The 17520-nt window shown below is 64.7% G+C and carries 18 protein-coding genes; 3 read left to right on the top strand and 15 right to left on the bottom strand.

Translation table 11 applies throughout. The features are described from left to right. Positions 1-72: 72 nt before the first annotated feature. From NE850_RS25035 to mltG, 10 genes are all read right to left on the bottom strand, one after another. The gene (locus NE850_RS25035) at positions 73-1254 is read right to left on the bottom strand and encodes an AAA family ATPase (RefSeq protein ID WP_310699528.1); all 1182 of its coding nucleotides are present in this window, start codon (positions 1252-1254) and stop codon (positions 73-75) included. 115 nt (positions 1255-1369) lie between these two features. Further along, complete coding sequence (otsA, locus tag NE850_RS25030) at positions 1370-2782, bottom strand: alpha,alpha-trehalose-phosphate synthase (UDP-forming) (protein ID WP_007181971.1); 1413 nt, start codon at positions 2780-2782, stop codon at positions 1370-1372. Between the two features lie 260 nt (positions 2783-3042). Further along, a complete protein-coding gene (locus NE850_RS25025; RefSeq protein ID WP_007181972.1) occupies positions 3043-4266 on the bottom strand; it encodes a mechanosensitive ion channel family protein in 1224 nt (407 codons plus the stop codon). Between the two features lie 384 nt (positions 4267-4650). Continuing rightward, entirely contained in the window at positions 4651-5007 is a 357-nt protein-coding gene (locus tag NE850_RS25020) for a Rap1a/Tai family immunity protein (RefSeq protein WP_007181973.1), read from the bottom strand. A 193-nt stretch (positions 5008-5200) separates the two neighbouring features. Then, positions 5201-5938, bottom strand: a complete 738-nt coding sequence (locus tag NE850_RS25015; RefSeq protein ID WP_405044902.1) for an ankyrin repeat domain-containing protein — start codon at positions 5936-5938, stop codon at positions 5201-5203. A 67-nt stretch (positions 5939-6005) separates the two neighbouring features. Continuing rightward, complete coding sequence (locus tag NE850_RS25010) at positions 6006-6797, bottom strand: TatD family hydrolase (RefSeq protein ID WP_165185915.1); 792 nt, start codon at positions 6795-6797, stop codon at positions 6006-6008. Between the two features lie 34 nt (positions 6798-6831). Further along, positions 6832-7365 (bottom strand): GNAT family N-acetyltransferase, encoded by a 534-nt coding sequence (locus NE850_RS25005; protein ID WP_007181976.1) that lies wholly within the window; start codon positions 7363-7365, stop codon positions 6832-6834. Positions 7366-7459: 94 nt separating this feature from the next. Continuing rightward, on the bottom strand, positions 7460-8494 hold the full coding sequence (locus tag NE850_RS25000; protein ID WP_310699525.1) for a DNA polymerase III subunit delta': 1035 nt from the start codon (positions 8492-8494) through the stop codon (positions 7460-7462). Between the two features lie 94 nt (positions 8495-8588). Then, positions 8589-9209 carry a dTMP kinase gene (gene tmk / locus NE850_RS24995; RefSeq protein WP_007181978.1) on the bottom strand — a complete coding sequence of 207 codons (621 nt, stop codon included), beginning with the start codon at positions 9207-9209 and terminating at the stop codon, positions 8589-8591. Then, complete coding sequence (gene mltG, locus NE850_RS24990; RefSeq protein WP_035518626.1) at positions 9209-10219, bottom strand: endolytic transglycosylase MltG; 1011 nt, start codon at positions 10217-10219, stop codon at positions 9209-9211. The genes tmk and mltG overlap by 1 nt, the downstream gene beginning before the upstream one ends. 78 nt (positions 10220-10297) lie before the next feature. Between mltG and NE850_RS24985 the strand changes: the two genes are divergently transcribed. Beyond that, positions 10298-11371 carry a folate-binding protein YgfZ gene (locus NE850_RS24985; RefSeq protein WP_007181980.1) on the top strand — a complete coding sequence of 358 codons (1074 nt, stop codon included), beginning with the start codon at positions 10298-10300 and terminating at the stop codon, positions 11369-11371. 88 nt (positions 11372-11459) lie between these two features. Next, entirely contained in the window at positions 11460-12305 is an 846-nt protein-coding gene (locus tag NE850_RS24980; protein WP_007181981.1) for an NRDE family protein, read from the top strand. Between the two features lie 50 nt (positions 12306-12355). Here the strand turns inward: NE850_RS24980 and NE850_RS24975 are convergent, their stop codons facing one another. From NE850_RS24975 to NE850_RS24955, 5 genes are all read right to left on the bottom strand, one after another. Continuing rightward, positions 12356-13321: an alpha/beta hydrolase gene (locus NE850_RS24975; RefSeq protein WP_007181982.1), complete on the bottom strand. Its 966-nt coding sequence runs from the start codon at positions 13319-13321 to the stop codon at positions 12356-12358. A gap of 87 nt (positions 13322-13408) precedes the next feature. Next, positions 13409-14305 carry an SDR family oxidoreductase gene (locus NE850_RS24970; protein ID WP_007181983.1) on the bottom strand — a complete coding sequence of 299 codons (897 nt, stop codon included), beginning with the start codon at positions 14303-14305 and terminating at the stop codon, positions 13409-13411. Between the two features lie 92 nt (positions 14306-14397). Continuing rightward, the gene (locus NE850_RS24965; protein ID WP_007181984.1) at positions 14398-15396 is read right to left on the bottom strand and encodes an NADP-dependent oxidoreductase; all 999 of its coding nucleotides are present in this window, start codon (positions 15394-15396) and stop codon (positions 14398-14400) included. A gap of 113 nt (positions 15397-15509) precedes the next feature. Next, the gene (locus tag NE850_RS24960) at positions 15510-15995 is read right to left on the bottom strand and encodes a PaaI family thioesterase (protein WP_007181985.1); all 486 of its coding nucleotides are present in this window, start codon (positions 15993-15995) and stop codon (positions 15510-15512) included. A 388-nt stretch (positions 15996-16383) separates the two neighbouring features. Then, on the bottom strand, positions 16384-16773 hold the full coding sequence (locus NE850_RS24955) for a hypothetical protein (RefSeq protein ID WP_007181986.1): 390 nt from the start codon (positions 16771-16773) through the stop codon (positions 16384-16386). Between the two features lie 220 nt (positions 16774-16993). Between NE850_RS24955 and NE850_RS24950 the strand changes: the two genes are divergently transcribed. Continuing rightward, the gene (locus NE850_RS24950) at positions 16994-17497 is read left to right on the top strand and encodes an LEA type 2 family protein (protein WP_007181987.1); all 504 of its coding nucleotides are present in this window, start codon (positions 16994-16996) and stop codon (positions 17495-17497) included. The last annotated feature ends 23 nt before the right edge of the window (positions 17498-17520 follow it).

Genomic DNA, 17520 nt, shown 5'->3' with positions numbered 1-17520 from the left:
CCCCAAACTTGCACTTTCTCGGCACTGTTACATTCAGCTTACACGCGACTCGAAACGGAAACGGATCCCCGATTATCGGGCGGGCCATTTCCAGGGCGGCAGATCGCGCTCGTCGTCATCGGCGATACGGGTGGCGCCGAAGTGCTTCTCCAGCACGATCGACTGGCTCGCCTCCTCGCGTTCGAGTGCCGCGATCAGGCGCGCCGCATGCGACACCACCAACACCTGCGAATATGTGGCAGCCCGCGCGATCAGGCGGGCGAGCGCCGACAGCAGGTCCGGATGCAGGCTCGTTTCGGGTTCGTTCAGCACGAGCAGTTCCGGCGGACGCGGCGTCAGCAAAGCGGCGACCAGCAGCAGATAGCGCAAGGTGCCGTCCGACAGTTCCGCGCCTTTCAGCGGCCGCAGCAGGCCATGCTGCTGCATCGCCACTTCGAAGCGGCCGTCCTGTGTCGTGACGTCGAGGCGAGAGCCCGGGAAGGCGTCGTCGATGGCGGCGTCGAGCGCAACCGGATCGCCGATCTCGCGGATGGTTTGCAAGGCGGCGGCGAGATCCGCACCGTCGTTCGCGAGCACCGGCGTGTGCGTGCCGATCTGCGGCAGACGCGCGGCCGCTTCGACGTCCGTGCGGAAATGGTCGTAGAAACGCCAGGAGCGGATCTGCTCACGCACCGTGACCATCTCAGGTGCGGTGCGCGGGTCGGAGAACTCCGTCATCATGCTGTCGAAGCTGGCGACCGGTTGCGGAATGGTCTGCCAGTCGCCGTGCTCGTCGCGCGTGCGCAGCGCCGGGCCGTGCCGGTCCACCAGTAACGCCGACGGCCGCAGCACAGGGCCGCTCCAGATGCACTCGCGTTTGATGATCGGATCGAGCAGGAACTTGCTGGGTATGGGAGGCGCTGGCCGCTCCGGCGCTGGCAGCCCCAGATCGATCGCGTAGCCGAACTGATCGCCGGCAAAGCCGAGCCGCAGGCTCACGGGTTCTTTACGCCGCGTGCCCTCGACCGGGAACTCGCCGGCCAGCACGGCGCGCGAAAAGCGTTCGGGACCGGCCCATAACGTGGAAGGCAAACCGCCTTCGCGCGCCAACGAGGTAATCACACCGCCGCGCGCCGTCTCCGCCAACAAACGCAGCGAACGATACACGCTCGACTTGCCGCTGCCATTGGCGCCCGTAATTACGTTCAGGCGGCCGAGCGGCACGATCAGCTCGCGCAGCGAGCGGTAACCCGCGACAGCCAGCGTGGTCAGCATGCGGCAACCCGGGATTCAGTCACGCACGCGTGCCCTTTCCGTAATTCCGCGACGCGCCCGCACGCGGCGAACCGCCCGCGCGAGAACCAGGCCAGGCATTGGTCAAGACGCCCCATCAGTTATGCCCGCCGCCCTTGCCCGGCTTCTGCACCGGCACGCTGCGCAAATCGTGCAGGAACGTATCGCGCCACACGCCGAGATCGTTCTTGCGCAGCGCCGCCATGTTGATTTCATGGCGCCGCTGACGCGCGTCGAGCGGCATCTGCAACGCGCGCTGCAAGGCTTCGCACATGCCGATCGCATCATGCGGATTGACGAGCAGCGCGCCGCTCAGCTCCGCCGCCGCGCCCGCGAAAATCGACAGCACCAGCACGCCTGGGTCGTCGGGATTCTGCGCGGCGACGTATTCCTTCGCGACCAGATTCATGCCGTCGTGCAGCGGCGTGACGAAACCGATCTGCGATTCGCGAAACAGCGACATCAGCTTCCAGCGGTCGTACTGCTGATTCAGATAGCGGATCGGCGTGTAGTCGAGACCCGAGTAGCGGCCGTTGATGCGCCCCGCTTCGTACTCCAGATCCTGGCGAATTTTCTGATAGGTGGCGACGTCCGAACGGGTGGGTGGCGCGATCTGCACCAGCGTGACGTTGCCGCGCCATTCCGGCGAACGCTCCAGCAGATGCTCGAAGGCCCGGAACCGCTCGACCAGACCCTTCGAATAGTCCAGCCGGTCGACGCTCATGATCAGCTTGCGCCCCTCCAGGCTCTGCTTCAGGTCGAGCACGTGCTGACGGCTTTCGTAGCGCTTCGCCTGTTCGGCGATTTCGTCGGGGAACACGCCGATCCGGTAGACGCCGGTGTGCAGTTTGCGGCCGAACGCTTCGACGAGACCGTCCGCGCTCACCGTGCCGCGCGCGTGGCGCGTGACGTAATCCTTGAAGGCGAGTTCGTCGGTAGCGGTCTGGAAGCCCAGCAGGTCGTAGCACGACAGCGACTTCACCAGTTCTTCGTGCGGCGGAATGTTGAGCAGGATCTGCGGCGCGGGAAACGGAATGTGCAGGAAAAAGCCGATGCGGTTCGTGACACCCTCGTTGCGCAGCGCCTCGGCGAACGGGATCAGGTGGTAGTCGTGAATCCAGATCACGTCGTCGGGTTCGAGCAGCTTGATCAGCTTGTGCGCGAGCCACGCGTTGACCCGCCGGTAGCCCGCGTATTCCTCGCGCTCGTAGCGTGCAAGGTCGTTGCGGTAGTGGAACACCGGCCACAATGTCGCGTTCGAAAAGCCGCGATAGTACTGGTCGTAATCCTTGCGTGTCAGGCCCACGGTCGCAAAGGTCACCGCGCCGTCCTGCTCCAGCGTCGGGCCGGCGTTGGCGACGGTCTCGCTGACCACGTCGCCGCTCCAGCCGAACCACACGCCTCCAGCATCCTTCAACGCGCCGAATACGCCGACCGCGAGGCCGCCGGCCGATCCTTTGGTTTCCGTCGGCGTAGCGACGCGATTCGACACGACGATCAATCGCCCCATGTTGCATGTCCTCCTTGGTTCGCGCGACGCGCGCGGGTGCGTTCCATCAGGTCCTGGCGGCCTCCCGTGCGCAATCGCGCGACGGGAACCCGAGCCACCCTGAAGCACACCATGCCGCGCCAGCTTCGTGAGTGAGTGGACGGTTCGACCGCTTTGGTGCCCGATCAGTTGCATTCATCGGTGCCTGTGCGCCACAGTATGGCGCTTTCGCCGTCGAACCCACCGTCAGAGCGCGGTCAAAGCCGGTATCAGACCCACCGTCAGACTTTTTCCTTCACAGGCTGCGGCACATCGGCCGCCGGAGCCCGTCCGGCGCGGCTTGCCACCGGATCGGCCTCGGTATGCGCGGCGGTGCTGCCAGCCGGCGTCTGCGTGCCGCGCGGCACCCAGTCGAGCGGTGCGCCCTTGCCGGTTTCGAGTTCCGCCGACACTTCCGCGCGCGCCCGCGGCAGGTACTGCGGATAGTGCCTCTGTATGAAGTCGAGCAGTCCCTCGCGCACCCGGCAGCGCAAATCCCAGTTCAGACCGGAATCGAGCGAACTGACGAGGGCGCGCAATTGCATCGAGCGCTCGGTGCCGTCCGTGACCTGCAGCACCTGCACGCGGCGATCCCACTCGGGCGCGTCCTCGACGATGCGGGCGAGCTCCTCGCGCAACGGCGCGAGCGGCATCCGGTAATCGACGTACAGAAACACTGTGCCGATAATCTGCGAACTGCTGCGGGTCCAGTTCGAGAACGGGTTCTCGATGAACCACTGTAGCGGCACGATCAGCCGCCGCTGATCCCACAGACGCACCGACACATACGTGCCCGTGATTTCCTCGATACGCCCCCACTCGCCCTGAATCACGACGACGTCGTCCAGACGGATCGGCTGCGACAGCGCGATCTGCAAACCGGCGATCAGATTGCCGAGCACCGGCCGCGCGGCGATACCGGCAACAAGGCCTGCCACGCCCGCCGACGCCAGCAGGCTCGCGCCGATCTGCCGGACATTGGGAAACGTCATCAATGCGCCGCCCACGCCGACGATCACGATCACGAACATCACGGAACGCGCCAGCACGCGCGCCTGCGTATGGATGCGGCGCGCCTGCAGGTTGTCGGCGGTATCGAGCGGATGGGCCTGAATGATCGCCTCGCCGATGGCCGCCGCCGAGCGCACCGAGAGCCACGTGATCGCGCCGATCAGCGCGATCGCGGCGGCGTCGCGCAGCGGCGTGATGAAAGTCAGCGTGTCGGGCGCTTCCCACCATACCGCTTCGAGCGCGAGGATCACGAGCACGAAGAGCGACGGCTTGTCGATATAGCGCAGCACCACGCTGGTGAGCGGATAGGGCCGCGCGAGCCGCGTCGCCATGCGCGCGCCGATCCGATGGACGCCCACGGCCAGCAGCACCGCGATCACCGAGACGATCAACGCGCCGAGCCACGTATGCAGCGGCGCTTCGGCGATGCGGCTGAGGTCGTCGAGAGTAGGCATCAAAGGGATCGTCCTCCTGGCTTGAGGGGTGAACAGAGTGGGCGCGGAATCGCGAGACTTCGAATGTGGCCGCGTGTTGCGCGACGCGTCGGACCGCTTCAAAAGCTCCAGTCGGCAAGCGACGATGAAGCAAGCGCGAACCGGACGACTGCGCGCCGTCGCGGCCTGCCTACTGACATCTTGGATTGTTCTTCGGCGCGATCTGGGAAAGGTGCCCAGGCTGGCCGCCTCTGCAAGTGGACAGCCGGAGCTCAGACCGGGTTTCAGATAGGCTTCGAGGAACCCCCACAGAGGTTCCGGCTGAAAAGCCGAAACACACTCATGAGATGAGGCAAACCGCCCAACGCGCCCGCTGCGGGCGCGCGACATCAGCCGCAATTCAGTTCAGCTACCGCTCTTGCACGGAAACGCCTTGCCGAGCCCCAGCGAGATCGCCGTGCTGGCGTTGTAGCCCGCGACGTTCGGATTCTCCGCAATGTACTTGCGCACCGCGTCGGTCAATTGCGCCGAGCGCGCGTCCTGCGGCAAGCAGAAGTACTGGCCGACGCGCGGACCGGTCGTGCCGCCGATCGCGTCGATGGTGTTGAAGATGCCGTCGGCGGCGCCTTCGATATAAGCGGCACACGCGCTACGCGATGCCACGTCCGTCTTGGTGCACAGCTTGTTGAGGTCGCCTCCCGTAAACGCGGCTGCCGATAGCGGTACGGCAAACGCGCTGGCGAAAATCAAAGCCCGCAGCATGGTGTTCCTTTCCAGGGTCGTTTATCAGGCGGTCTTTCGCCGCATCCAAAGGGCGCGCCCACGTGGCGCGCCAAAGTCGTCATTCTGCACTGTTTTGCGAAGCGCAAGCGTGCGCACCGCCGCTATCTTCAGGCACTTTTTTAGCGCGGCGGCACGGCGACCCGCAGGCCGGCTACCCGCGCCGCCATGCACATTATTTCTGCTGCATCTGCTGCAGCCGCGCCGTCAGCCCTTCGACCACGTCCGGCTCCTTGTAGGTCTTGGCGAAATCAAGCGCCGTCATGCCGATCTGGTTCTTCACCGTCAGGTCCGCGCCGTTGTCGAGCAACAGCTTCACGGTCGACACGTGGCCGCCGCGCGCGGCCATCATCAGCGGCGTGGTGCCGTTCGGCGAGCCGGCGTCGACGTAGGCCGAATGGTCGAGCAGCACCTTGACGATATCGTCGTTGCCGTTCGCCGCCGCGTAGTGCAGCGGTGCCCAGCCCTTCTTGTTGACCTCGGCGTCTTTCGCGATCAGCTGGTTGACGAAGTCGAGGTCGCCGTTCAGCGCGGCCATCATCATCGCGTTCTCGCCGGCTTTGTCCTGAATTTCAATGTTGGTTTTCGGATTGGCGAGCAACGCGGCGCCGACCTTGTCCGATTTCTCGCGCGCGGCCAGCACCAGCAGCGGCATGCCCTGGTTATCCACGCTATTCGGATCCATGCCCTTGGCGAGCAGCTTGTTGACGCCGTCGACGTCGTCGAATTTGACCGATTTGATCAGCGAATCGATCGGCGCAGCCTGGGCCGGCGACACCGCCAGTGAAGTCAGCGCGGCACAGGCCAGCGAAGCCGCGAAAGCGAGGCGCGAAACGCCGCGCCGCGCCGAAGCCAGCGCGCCATGCGCTGCGACGTTCGTTGCCGAAGTGTCTTGGAATGCGGCGTCCAACATCGAAATTTCTCTCATATTTAACTTTAGGAAACGTCCCTATCCTTTTGATATTTATCGACTTTACGTTTCACGCGCCGATGGGCGCCGGGATCTTGAAAAGGCGGAAGAAGTTCTGCGTGGTCGCGGCGGCCAGCGCCGCTTCCGGCATCTCGCGTTGCTGCGCGATGAACCGTCCGACATAACTTACGTAGGCAGGTTCATTAGGCTTGCCGCGATACGGCACGGGCGCGAGGTACGGCGAGTCGGTTTCGATCAGCAAACGCTCCAGCGGCACACGGCGCGCGACGTCCTGCACGTCGGTCGCGCTTTTGAATGTGACGATGCCCGACAGCGAGATGTAAAAATTCTGCGCCAGCGCCTGTTCGGCGACCGGCCACGGCTCGGTGAAGCAATGCATCACGCCGCCCGGCTCGCTCGCGCGTTCCTCGGCCATGATGCGCAGCGTGTCCGCCGACGACGAACGCGTATGGATGATCAGCGGCTTGTGCGTAGCGTGCGCCGCCCGGATGTGGGTGCGAAAGCGCTCGCGTTGCCATTCCATGTCGGCGATCGTGCGGCCTTCCAGCCGGTAGTAGTCGAGACCGGTCTCACCGATCGCGACCACCTTAGGATGCGCGGCCAGTTCGACCAGTTCGGCGACGCTCGGCTCGCGCATGTGCTCGTGATCCGGATGCACACCGACCGACGCGTACACGTTCTCGTAGCGGCTGGCGATATCCAGCACGGCAGGCAGCGTCTCCAGATCGACGGACACGCACAGCGCATGCGTGACCGAATGGCTGCGCATGTTCTCGAGCACCTGCGGCAGGCGCTCGGCGAGTCCTTCGAAGTTGATATGGCAATGCGAGTCGACAAACATGGTGATGTCCTGCGTAGGGCTGGCTCGAAATGAATCAGGCGGCGGCTGCGGCGCTCGCGGTGAGGTTCAGGCGTTTGCCGAGAATCACCAGATCGCGCTCCACGCCGTCCAGCACGGCCACGCGCGGCAGCGAGCCCCACGTGTCGAAGCCGAAGCCGCGGAACAGGCGCAAGCTCGCCTCATTGTGGCCGAAGATAAAGCCGAGCACGGTATCGAGGCCGAGCGCCGGCGCCGCTGCCAGCGAAGCCGCCAGCAATTGCTTGCCGAGGCCGCGGCCACGCGCGCTTTCGTCGAGATAGATACTGACTTCCGCGGTGCGCAGATAGGCCGGACGGCCGTAGAAGTCCGAAAAGCTCAGCCATGCGATCACGCGGCCGGGCTGTTGCGGGTCTTCCACCACCCACAATGGGCGCTTTTGCGGTCCGTGCGCGTGAAACCAGGCCAGCCGGCTTTCGACGCTGACCGGTTCGAGGTCGGCGGTGACTTGCCGCGACGGCACCGTCGAGTTGTAAATGGCGACGATGGCGGGCAGGTCGTCGAGCGTGGCATCGCGGTAGGAAAGGCTCATGGTGCGTTGAACGTGAGGTGGAAGGCCAATACAGGACGGAACAGGACAGAAGACGGACCGGCGCCGGCCGCGCGGCTTGCCCCGTAGACGCGGCTCAAGCGAACAGATCGCGGTAGCCGATAAACAGTTCCTCGAACACCAGCCGCGCATTCAACGGATGGTTTTCGACGGCGCGCTGGCGCGTCACGGTACGCATGAAGCGCGCAAACGCGCTGGCGTCGGCCTGCGACGCACAGCGCGTCAACGCCGCCGACGCCTGTGGAAAATAACGCGGTGCGCCCGCCGTGCGCTGCGCCAGCAGATCGTACATCCAGCGTTGCAGCCAGCCTAGCACCAGCGGCACGGGCAGCTTCTGCAGCGCCTCCCCGCAGGCGAAGGCGTCGCAGTCGGGGCCGGCCGCGAGCTGTTTCAGCGTCCAGTCGCGCAGCGCGCGGTTCTCGTCGCTGGCGAGCGCAAGCGCCGTGAGCGGCGCGCCGCCGGCTTCGGCGAGCAGCGCGGGCGCCTCGGCCACGCCTTGCGCGGCAAGCCACTTCGTTGCCACGTCCGGCGCGGGCATGGTCATCGGCCATTGGCGGCAGCGGCTGATGATGGTCGGCAGGAGGCGGTCGATGCGCGCCGACACCATCAGGAACACGACGCCCGCCGGCGGTTCTTCGAGCGTCTTCAGAAGCGCGTTGGCCGCGGCGATATTCAGCGCTTCCGCCGGATACAGCACGACCACGCGCGCGCCGCCGCGGTGCGAACCCACGCCGACGAAATCGAGCAAGCCGCGAATCTGCTCGATCTTGATTTCCTTGCTGGGCGTGCGGTTTTTTTTGCCTTCGTCGGCGTCGGCCTTGTCGGCTTTTTCGTCCGCGGCATTGTTGAGGCCGGCTTCGGCGGCCAGCGCCTCGGGCACGATGATCCGGTAATCCGGGTGATTGCCTTGCGCGAACCAGTTGCAGGCCACGCACGCGCCGCACGGCTCGCCATTGGCCTGCTGGGCCTCGCACAGCAGGCCTTGCGCGAGGTGCTGCGCGAAGCGCAGCTTGCCGATGCCCGCCTGTCCATGCAGCAACAGGGCGTGCGGCCAGTGGCCGCGCAACTGCTGCAGGCGGTTCCAGTCATCGGCTTGCCACGGATAAATCATCGTTTCTCTTTAAAATCAATCGGTTGAATGCGCTATCTGAGACATCACGCGAATTTGTCAAGCCGTTATAAATAAGAATTATATTATTTTAAAATCAAAGAATTGCGATCAACTCTTCAAGTCGCCTCTGAATCTGCGTGATGCTCTGCGCGGAGTCAATGATAGCGAACCGGTACGGCGCTTCTTCGGCACGGCGCAGATATTCGGCGCGGGTACGGCTGAAGAACGCCTCCGATTCGCTCTCGAAACGATCCGGATCGCGCGCCGCGCTGCGCCGCTCGCTGGCGATCTCGGGATCGAGGTCGAACAGCACCGTCAGGTCTGGTTGAAAGCCGCCCTGCACCCAGCGTTCCAGGGTTTCCAGCTTGTCTCGCGGCAGTCCGCGGCCACCGCCCTGATAGGCGAAGGTCGCGTCGGTGAAACGGTCCGACAGCACCCAGTCGCCGCGCGCGAGCGCCGGCTCGATCACTTCGGCCAGATGCTGGCGGCGCAGCGCGAACATCAGCAGCGCCTCGGTTTCGAGGTCCATTTTCTGATGCAGCACGATTTCGCGGATCTGCTCGCCGAGCGGCGTGCCGCCCGGTTCGCGCGTCATGACGACCGAGCGCCCGGTGCTCGCGACTTTCTGTTCGAGGCGCTCCCGAAACCAGCTGAGGTGGGTCGTCTTGCCCGCCCCGTCGATGCCCTCAAACGTGATGAATTTGCCCCGCGCCATCATTGCCCTCGAATGTATTTGTCCACGGCCTTGTTGTGATCGCCGAGGGTGTCGGAAAAGATACTGCTGCCGTCGCCGCGCGAAACGAAATACAGCGCGGCGGTGGCTGCCGGGTTCAGCGCCGCCTGTAGCGACGCCACACTGGGCAGCGAGATGGGCGTTGGCGGCAGCCCCATCCGGGTGTAGGTATTGTAGGGAGTGTCGGTCTGCAGGTCTTTCTTTCTGATACGGCCGGCGTAGCTGTCGCCCATGCCGTAGATCACGGTGGGATCGGTTTGCAGCGGCATGCCCACGCGCAGCCGGTTCGCGAACACCGCCGCCACCAGCGGCCGGTCCGATGTCTTGCCGGTTTCCTTTTCGATGATCGACGCCATCGTCAACGCGTCATACGGTGTTTTGTACGGCAGGTTCGGCGCGCGCGCCATCCATGCCTCGTCCAGACGCAGGCGCATCAGGCGGTAGGCGCGGCGGTACACGTCGAGATCACTGGTGTTCTTGTCGAACAGGTACGTGTCCGGGAAAAACAGTCCTTCGCCGTTGCCGATCGACGCTTCCGGCGCGTTGATCGCGTTCATCAGATCGGTGTCGCTCATGCCGGCCGTGTCGTGTTTGAGTGCCGGATTGGCGTCGAGCTCGGCACGCATGCGCTTGAAGGTCCAGCCTTCGATAATGGTCGCCACGTATTCGTTGACGTCGCCGCGGGCGATTTTCTGCAGCACCTCATACGGTGTCACGCCCGTTTTGAACTCGTAGTTGCCCGATTTCAGCTCGCTTTGCAGTCCGAGCAGCCGCGTCATCAGGACAAACAGCTCCGGCTCGACAGGCACGCCGCCGCGATTGAGTTGCAGCGTGACGCTGCGCAAGCTGCTATGCGGCTTGACGGTGACATCGAGTTGCGCCGGGGTCAGTTCGAGCGGGCTGGTGGCCCAGTGGTATCCGCCGGCAATTGCGGCTGCGGCCAGCACAACGACGAGTGAGCCGGCAATGAAACATTTCTTGAACAGGGACATGCGAAACGTGGCAAGGTTGGACTGCATATAATACTTGTTTGCCTTCGCCAAAGTCAGAATTGACTGTTCCCGGAATCCATGAACATACCGCTCGCTACCGCTTCAGGCACTCCGTCAGGCACGGCTCCCACGGCAATTGCCGCCGCGCCCGCCGGTCTGCCCACTCTGCCGCGCCCCGGCGCCGATGAATTCGACGCGGTCGTTGCGCATGGCGCGTACATGCCGCTCACGCAGTTCGGCGTGATCGACGCGACCGGCGACGACGCTGCAAGCTTCCTGCACGGCCAGTTGACCAACGACACCCAGCACCTCGACGCGGCTAACGCGCGTCTGGCGGGCTATTGCTCGGCCAAGGGGCGCCTGCTGGCATCGTTTCTGACCTGGCGCAGCGGCGACACGATCCGCCTGCTGGTTTCGAAAGACGTGCAGGCCGCCGTGCAGAAGCGGCTGTCCATGTTCGTGCTGCGCGCCAAGGCCAAACTCACGGACGCAAGCGGCGAACTGGCGGTGATTGGTCTCGCCGGCGACGTGCGCAAGGCGCTCTCGGGCGTGTTCGACGCGCTGCCGGACGGCGTGCATGTGAAGGTGGACGGCGCGGCGGGCTCGCTGATTCGCGTGCCGGATGCGCTCGGGCGCCTGCGTTATCTGTGGGTCGGCCCGAAGGCGCAGATCGAGCCGCAGCTTGCGTTGCTGGATGAGACGCTCAAACGCGTGTCGCCGGCGGTGTGGGACTGGCTCGACATTCGCGCGGGCGAACCGCGCATCACCCAGCCGGTGGTCGAGCAGTTCGTGCCGCAAATGGTCAATTTCGACGTGCTCGGCGCGGTGAATTTCCGCAAAGGCTGCTATCCCGGCCAGGAAGTGGTGGCACGCAGCCAGTATCGCGGCACGATCAAGCGGCGCACCTCGCTCGCCAACGTGGCGGGCGAGCCCGATTCGGTGCGCGCCGGCGCGGAACTGTTCCATTCGGACGACCCGGGCCAGCCATGCGGCATGGTGGTGAACGCGGCATCGGCGCCGGAGGGCGGCGTCGATCTGCTGGTCGAGATCAAGCTCGCGGCGCTGGAAAACGGCTCGGTGCATCTGGGTGCGGCAAACGGCCCGGCGCTGCGGTTTTTCGCACTGCCCTACGGGCTGCCCACCGAAGTCTGAACTTCTCGCAGAGTACCAGGCGGCGCAATCAGGCGCCGCTTTTTACTGGCCTTTTCACCTGCAACGCCTCCACCGGGAGACGCCCCCGATGTGCCTGATCGTCTTCGACTGGCGACCCGACGCGGTCGACGGCCCGCTCTTCACGCTCGCCGCGAATCGCGACGAATTCTTTCGCCGCATGGCCGAACCGATCAGTTGGTGGCATGACGCGCCAACGGTGCTGGCCGGGCGCGATCTGCAAGGCGGCGGCACGTGGCTCGGCCTGTCGCGCGACGGCCGCTTCGCCGCGCTGACCAATTACCGTGCGCCGCACGAAATGCGCGCCGACGCGCCGACGCGCGGCACGCTGGTCAGCGACTGGCTGACCGGCGCCACGCGCGATTCGAACGGCAGCCCGCACGCCACGCCGCTCGCATATCTGCAGCATGTCGCGCAAACCGGCGACATCTACAACGGCTTCAATCTGCTGGTGGGCGACTGGACGCGCCGCGAACTCGCCTGGTACTGCAACCGCTCCGACCGCGCGCCTGCGCTGCTTACGGCGGGCACGCACGGCATCTCGAACGCGGTACTCGATACCGCGTGGCCGAAGCTCGTGAAAAAGCGCGCCGAACTGGGCACGCTGCTCGCGCGCAACGCAATGCCGCCGCTCGAACGCCTGATCGATCTGATGCGCGATCCGCGTCTCGCGCGCGACGACGAACTGCCGTCCACCGGCATTCCGCTCGAACGCGAACGGGCGCTGTCGGCCGCGTTCATCGAAACGCCTGACTACGGCACGCGCGGGACCACTGCGTTGCGCGTCGCCGTGCATGGCGAGGTGGTCAACGTGGCCGTTGCCGAGCGCAGCGACGACAACGGCTCGCATCGGATTGCACGGCCCGGCGATTTCGAGCGCAGCTTCGCTTTCAATATCGAACGCGAGATGGTGTGACGGTTGCCCGGCGGCTCGCGGGCCATTGACCGCCGCCTGGCGAGGCGAGCTTAGTGCGCGTCGACCCCGAACGCCGCGCGCAAAGCCGCCGCGGCGTCCGCATGCGCCGCGCCGACCTCCGGCACGAAGCCGCCCATCTTGAAGAACTCGTGGATCATGCCCGGGTAGCGTTTGAGCGTGACCCGGTTGCCCAGCGCGTGCAATTTCTCCGCGTAGGCGTCGCCCTCGTCGCTCAGGGGATCGTATTCGGCTGTGGCAATCCATGCGGGCGCAACGCCGTGGAAATCGGGCGCGCCGTGCCGGCCGTCGAGCGGCGCGAAACGCCAGTCGTCGCGGTCGCTTCTGTCGCGCACGTAATGGTCGAAGAACCATTGAATCGTGTCGCCCGACAATAGAAACCCGTTGGCGAAGCGCGAGTGCGAATCGGTTTGCTGATGGCCGGTCGTGCCCGGGTAGATCAGCAATTGCAGCACGAGTTCGATGCCGGCGTCGCGCGCGAGCACCGCGCAGACCGTGGCCAACGTACCGCCCGCGCTATCGCCGCCCACTGCGAGCCGGCTTGCGTCCACGCCGTATTCGGCGGCGTGCGAGTGCAGCCAGACCAAGGCGTCGAAAGCGTCTTCGACGGCAGTGGGAAATTTGTATTCCGGTGCGAGCCGGTAATCCACCGACAACACCGTGCACTTGGCATCGCGCGCGAACATCCGGCACAGCGCATCGTGCGTATCGACGCTGCCCACCGTGAAGCCGCCGCCGTGGTAGTACACCAGCGCCGGCGCGGGCTCGGCCCAACTCGGCTCGACCGGGTGGTAAAGACGCGCACGAATCGTCGCGCCGTCGCGTGTCGGGATCCGCAGATCTTCGATCGCGAACATCGGTGCGCTTGCAATCTCCAGGATCGGCGCACTTTTTTCGTACGAGGCCCGCGCGTCTTGCGCGGTCATTTCATGGAGCTTCGGGCGCCTGGCCCGCTCGATCATGTCGAGCACCTGCTCGATCTTGGGATTCAGCGGCATGGTGCGTCTGGTGGCGCGTGAGCGCCGAAGGTTTAAAAAAACGGCGCCACAATGTCGGCAGCGCCAGCGATGCGATGAGCGCTTTACCTAGCCCGCGCTTTTAACTTCCGGCTTCAGCGACATCGGATCGGTGGGATTGCGCAATTGCTCGATGTCTTCATGACGCAGTTTCACCGTCGCCATGATGCCCGGATGCGTGACGACGTAGAAACGCCGCGCCGCAATCGCTTCGAAGGTGATGCCGGCGACATCGTCTGCATTCAGCTTGCCTGACTGCACCGCGCGCTGTAGTTGCTTGCCGGCGGCGATCTGCGAGCGCGTCGGCCGGCTGTCGTTGCGCAGGTCCGCGGGCCGCGCGCGTTCCGCATCGGCAATGCCGGTCGGCACAAAGGCCGGGCACAGCAGCGAACAGCCGACCTGCGCGCCGGCCGTTTCCACCTGAGCGGCCTGCGCCAGTTGCAGATCGTGATACAGCGTTTCGGTGAGCGACACCACGGCATGCTTCGACGCGTTGTAGATACCCATTGCGGGCGGCGACAGCAAACCCGCGACGGACGCCGTGTTGACGATATGCGCCGGTTCGTTCTGCGCCAGCATGATCGGCGTGAACACCCGCACGCCGTGCGCGACGCCCATCACGTTCACGCCGAACACCCACGACCAGTCGTTCGCCGAGCTTTCCCACAAGAAGCCGCCCGCGCCCACGCCCGCGTTGTTGAACAGCAGATGCACCTTGCCGTAGGCAGCGAGCGCCGCTTGCGCGAGCGCTTCGACCTGCGCCGCGCTGGCGACGTCGGTTGGCACGCCGATCGCTTCGGCGCCGCCGGTGCGCAATGCTTCGACGGTTTGCGCGAGCGCGCCGGGGTTCACGTCGGCCAGCACGAGCTTCATGCCGAGCGACGCGCCCTTCTGCGCGAACGCGCGGCCGAAGCCGCTCGCCGCGCCGGTGATCACCGCCACCTTGCCTGAGAACTCGAACGTCATGTGACTCCTTTGGGTTGACCGGTTGTCTCGTGGGATTCGCTCAGTTGCCGCCACGCTCAGATCACTCAGATCACTCAGATCACTCAGATCACTCAGATCAGCTTGACGAGCTGCTTGCCGAAGTTCCTGCCTTTGAGCAGGCCCATGAAAGCCTCGGGCGCGGCATCGAGCCCTTGCGCGATGGTCTCGCGATAATGCAGCTTCTTCTGCGCGACCAACGTGCCGAGTTGCTTGAGCGCTTCGGGCCATACGTCCATATGTTCGCTGACAATGAAGCCTTGCACGAGCAGACGCTGTGTGAGCATCAGCGAGGGATGCTTGAGCGGCAACGGCTGGCCGTCGTAGCCCGCGATAAATCCGCACAGCGCGATCCGGCCGAACGCGTTCATGCGCGCAAGCGTCGCGTCGAGCACTTCGCCGCCGACGTTTTCGAAGCAGCCGTCCACGCCGTTCGGCGTCGCAGCCTTGAGATCCTGATAGAGATTGCCGGCCTTGTAGTCGACGCAGGCGTCGAAGCCGAGCGTCTCGGTGACATAGCGGCACTTGTCTGCGCCGCCGGCAATGCCGACCGCGCGTGCGCCGGCCAGCTTCGCCAGTTGGCCGACCACGCTGCCCACCGCGCCGCTCGCCGCGCTGACCACCACCGTCTCGCCCGCTTTCGGCGCGATGATGCGGTTCAGGCCGTACCACGCGGTGACGCCCGGCATGCCGACCGGGCCGAGATAGGCCGAAAGCGGCACATGCGTATCGTCGACTTTCTGCAGGCCGGTTCCGTCCGAGGTGCCATATTCCTGCCAGCCGAACATCGCGACGACTTTGTCGCCGACCGCGAACTTCGGATTCTTTGATTCCACCACTTCACCCACCGTGCCGCCGATCATCACTTCGTTCAGCGGTTGCGGCGGCGCATACGACTTGCTGTCGTTCATGCGGCCGCGCATGTACGGGTCGAGCGACAGGTAGTGATTGCGCACGCGCAATTCGCCTTCGGCCAGCGGCGCGAGCGGCGCTTCGACGAGGCGGAAATTGTCGGGCGTCACGGCGCCTTGCGGGCGCGAAGCCAGCACGAGTTGACGGTTGATCTGGGGCATGACGAGCGTCTCCATAGGTTACCGATTGGATCGGCGAATGATTCGAACGGTGCGCACGAAGGCGGAAACCGGCACGCGCCTTCCGTACGCGCGCGGGGTTCACACGGCAGCGCTCAGCCGTCGCTTGGGCCGGGTTTCGCCGACGGGTCGCTGCGCAAACGCTGTTGGGTCACCTCGCGGCCCACGGCGAGGCGCCGCATGTATTTGAACGTGCCGAGCGCCTTGGCGACGAAGTGACCTTCGCTGTCCCGGATCTCGCCTTCGCAATACGCCATGGTGGTCGAGCGATGCAGCACGCGGCCGGTGGCGCGCAATTCGCCGCGGCCCGGCTGCATGAAGTTGACCTTCATTTCGACCGTGACCACGCCGACACCGTCGCCGGCCAGACTACGCGCGGCCATTGCCAACGCGACATCGGCAAGTGTCATCGTGACGCCGCCGTGAGCGACGTCCCACGTATTCATATGATCCGGCTGCAACGGCAGTGCGACTTCGCTAGCGCCGTCCGCAGCTGACAAAAGCTGCGCGCCGAGCCGATCGACGAACGGGCTCTCGGGCAAGGAGGCGATGCTCGCGTTGGAGGAAGGCGAATCGGTCATGGCTGTTTTCAGATTTCGTGGTCGGTGCGTATCGGTACGTTCATGCGGTTGAGGCAGGACGCGAGGATGCCTTCGGCCAAGGCAGACGCTAAGCCTATCAAACTTACACCTTCGATGGAGCTTTATCAGGAGGTCTGGCCGGCGGTTATGGGCCTTGCCGATACCGCAATGGCGCGCTCGCGAGCATCGCGCTTCGCTATGAATTACGCCGGAGAGATCGAAATGACAGGTATCGCGACGACTGGCCGGGGTCCGTGACCCGACTGGGCTCCTCGAATGGCGCCAATCGGGTACGGACTACATCGACGATAAATTGGAAGGTGTCTACAGACGTTGAGATAAACCATCGAGGTTGGCGCACGAGTTCGACGCCGCCCCGTTTAAAGTATCAATGGCTGAAGTCAGCCCCCAGCCAACCCGCCGCGGTGGTTTTCGCATGACTGAGAGCGCCTTGTGCGTCAGGGAAAACGCCGAGCTGGTCCCACCGTTCCTCTGCCGCAAAAGGCCCCTTGATGCCAAGCGCCTTCTGGATGCTCAACTGCGCGGCGTATCTTCCGTCTTCAAGAGGCCGTGCTGTTGCAACCACCTTGTGCGGGAGCCCTTGCCGCACGGGCTGAATCAGTTCCAGAGGACCGCCGGCCATACCTACGTCGATCAGCTCGTTGCGCATATTGCAGTCGGGGCAATAGAAGAAAAATGCATTGTTATCCCGATTCGGTTTGACCTGCTTGCGGGCAAGAACAGCCCGGCACTCGACATTTTCGCAAATGAATGGCATATCGGTCTCCGTGATGATTTTCGAATCGTGGCGCGGTGCAGATCGGAACGGCGCTTCGGGAAACGATCTGCCAGAAGCAGTCAGGGAGCAATCAGCAGATGACCGGATTGCTAATGCCATGCGAATGCCAGCGGCTCCTCGCGCAACACGGCCCGGTACAATGCATGACCCAAGCCGCTTGTTCCGTGCTTGCTTCCGCGCTTGTTCCGAGGTGCAGGTCATGTCCATTTTCCGCGCGCTGCTGTCCGGCCGTTCCGTTCGCCTCGCCACGATCCTCGCCATCGTCACGCTGACGCTCAACGGTTGCGCCGGCCTGTTCGGCGGCGACCCGCTGCGCGTGAACGTGGCCGGCATAGAACCTATGGAGGGCCAGGGTCTCGAAATGCGCTTCAACGTGAAACTGCGCGTGCAGAATCCCAACGAATCCCCGGTCAGCTTCAACGGCGTGTCGCTCGATCTCGAACTGAACGGCAAGCCTTTCGCGAGCGGCGTGAGCGATCAGGCCGGCACCGTGCCGCGCTTCGGCGAAACGGTCGTCAATGTACCGTTGACCGTGCCGGCTTTCGCCGCGGTTCGCCAGGCTTTCGCCTTCGCGGGCGCCGCCCAGTCGGGACAGATTCCGTACATTCTGCGCGGCAAGCTGGCGGGCGGGCTCACCGGCACGACGCGATTCGTCGATCAGGGGACGTTGAGCCTGCCGTCGTCCGGCATGGCGTTGCCCTGATGGCGTTCATCGAGGCGAGCATC

It is taken from the genome of Paraburkholderia sp. USG1 (genome assembly GCF_031570135.1).
GTDB classification, from domain to species: domain Bacteria; phylum Pseudomonadota; class Gammaproteobacteria; order Burkholderiales; family Burkholderiaceae; genus Paraburkholderia; species Paraburkholderia dioscoreae.
The sequence above is the reverse complement of the archived record's forward strand: the minus strand, read 5'-3'. Positions and strand labels throughout refer to the sequence as shown.

Excerpts from the sequence above, each read along its gene's own strand:
- NE850_RS25035 (WP_310699528.1), bottom strand. The coding sequence starts at position 1,254 with ATGCTGACCACGCTGGCTGTCGCGGGTTACCGCTCGCTGCGCGAGCTG.
- otsA (WP_007181971.1), bottom strand. The coding sequence starts at position 2,782 with ATGGGGCGATTGATCGTCGTGTCGAATCGCGTCGCTACGCCGACGGAA.
- NE850_RS25025 (WP_007181972.1), bottom strand. The coding sequence starts at position 4,266 with ATGCCTACTCTCGACGACCTCAGCCGCATCGCCGAAGCGCCGCTGCAT.
- NE850_RS25020 (WP_007181973.1), bottom strand. The coding sequence starts at position 5,007 with ATGCTGCGGGCTTTGATTTTCGCCAGCGCGTTTGCCGTACCGCTATCG.
- NE850_RS25015 (WP_405044902.1), bottom strand. The coding sequence starts at position 5,938 with ATGTTGGACGCCGCATTCCAAGACACTTCGGCAACGAACGTCGCAGCG.
- NE850_RS25010 (WP_165185915.1), bottom strand. The coding sequence starts at position 6,797 with ATGTTTGTCGACTCGCATTGCCATATCAACTTCGAAGGACTCGCCGAG.
- NE850_RS25005 (WP_007181976.1), bottom strand. The coding sequence starts at position 7,365 with ATGAGCCTTTCCTACCGCGATGCCACGCTCGACGACCTGCCCGCCATC.
- NE850_RS25000 (WP_310699525.1), bottom strand. The coding sequence starts at position 8,494 with ATGATTTATCCGTGGCAAGCCGATGACTGGAACCGCCTGCAGCAGTTG.
- tmk (WP_007181978.1), bottom strand. The coding sequence starts at position 9,209 with ATGGCGCGGGGCAAATTCATCACGTTTGAGGGCATCGACGGGGCGGGC.
- mltG (WP_035518626.1), bottom strand. The coding sequence starts at position 10,219 with ATGTCCCTGTTCAAGAAATGTTTCATTGCCGGCTCACTCGTCGTTGTG.
- NE850_RS24985 (WP_007181980.1), top strand. The coding sequence starts at position 10,298 with ATGAACATACCGCTCGCTACCGCTTCAGGCACTCCGTCAGGCACGGCT.
- NE850_RS24980 (WP_007181981.1), top strand. The coding sequence starts at position 11,460 with ATGTGCCTGATCGTCTTCGACTGGCGACCCGACGCGGTCGACGGCCCG.
- NE850_RS24975 (WP_007181982.1), bottom strand. The coding sequence starts at position 13,321 with ATGCCGCTGAATCCCAAGATCGAGCAGGTGCTCGACATGATCGAGCGG.
- NE850_RS24970 (WP_007181983.1), bottom strand. The coding sequence starts at position 14,305 with ATGACGTTCGAGTTCTCAGGCAAGGTGGCGGTGATCACCGGCGCGGCG.
- NE850_RS24965 (WP_007181984.1), bottom strand. The coding sequence starts at position 15,396 with ATGCCCCAGATCAACCGTCAACTCGTGCTGGCTTCGCGCCCGCAAGGC.
- NE850_RS24960 (WP_007181985.1), bottom strand. The coding sequence starts at position 15,995 with ATGACCGATTCGCCTTCCTCCAACGCGAGCATCGCCTCCTTGCCCGAG.
- NE850_RS24955 (WP_007181986.1), bottom strand. The coding sequence starts at position 16,773 with ATGCCATTCATTTGCGAAAATGTCGAGTGCCGGGCTGTTCTTGCCCGC.
- NE850_RS24950 (WP_007181987.1), top strand. The coding sequence starts at position 16,994 with ATGTCCATTTTCCGCGCGCTGCTGTCCGGCCGTTCCGTTCGCCTCGCC.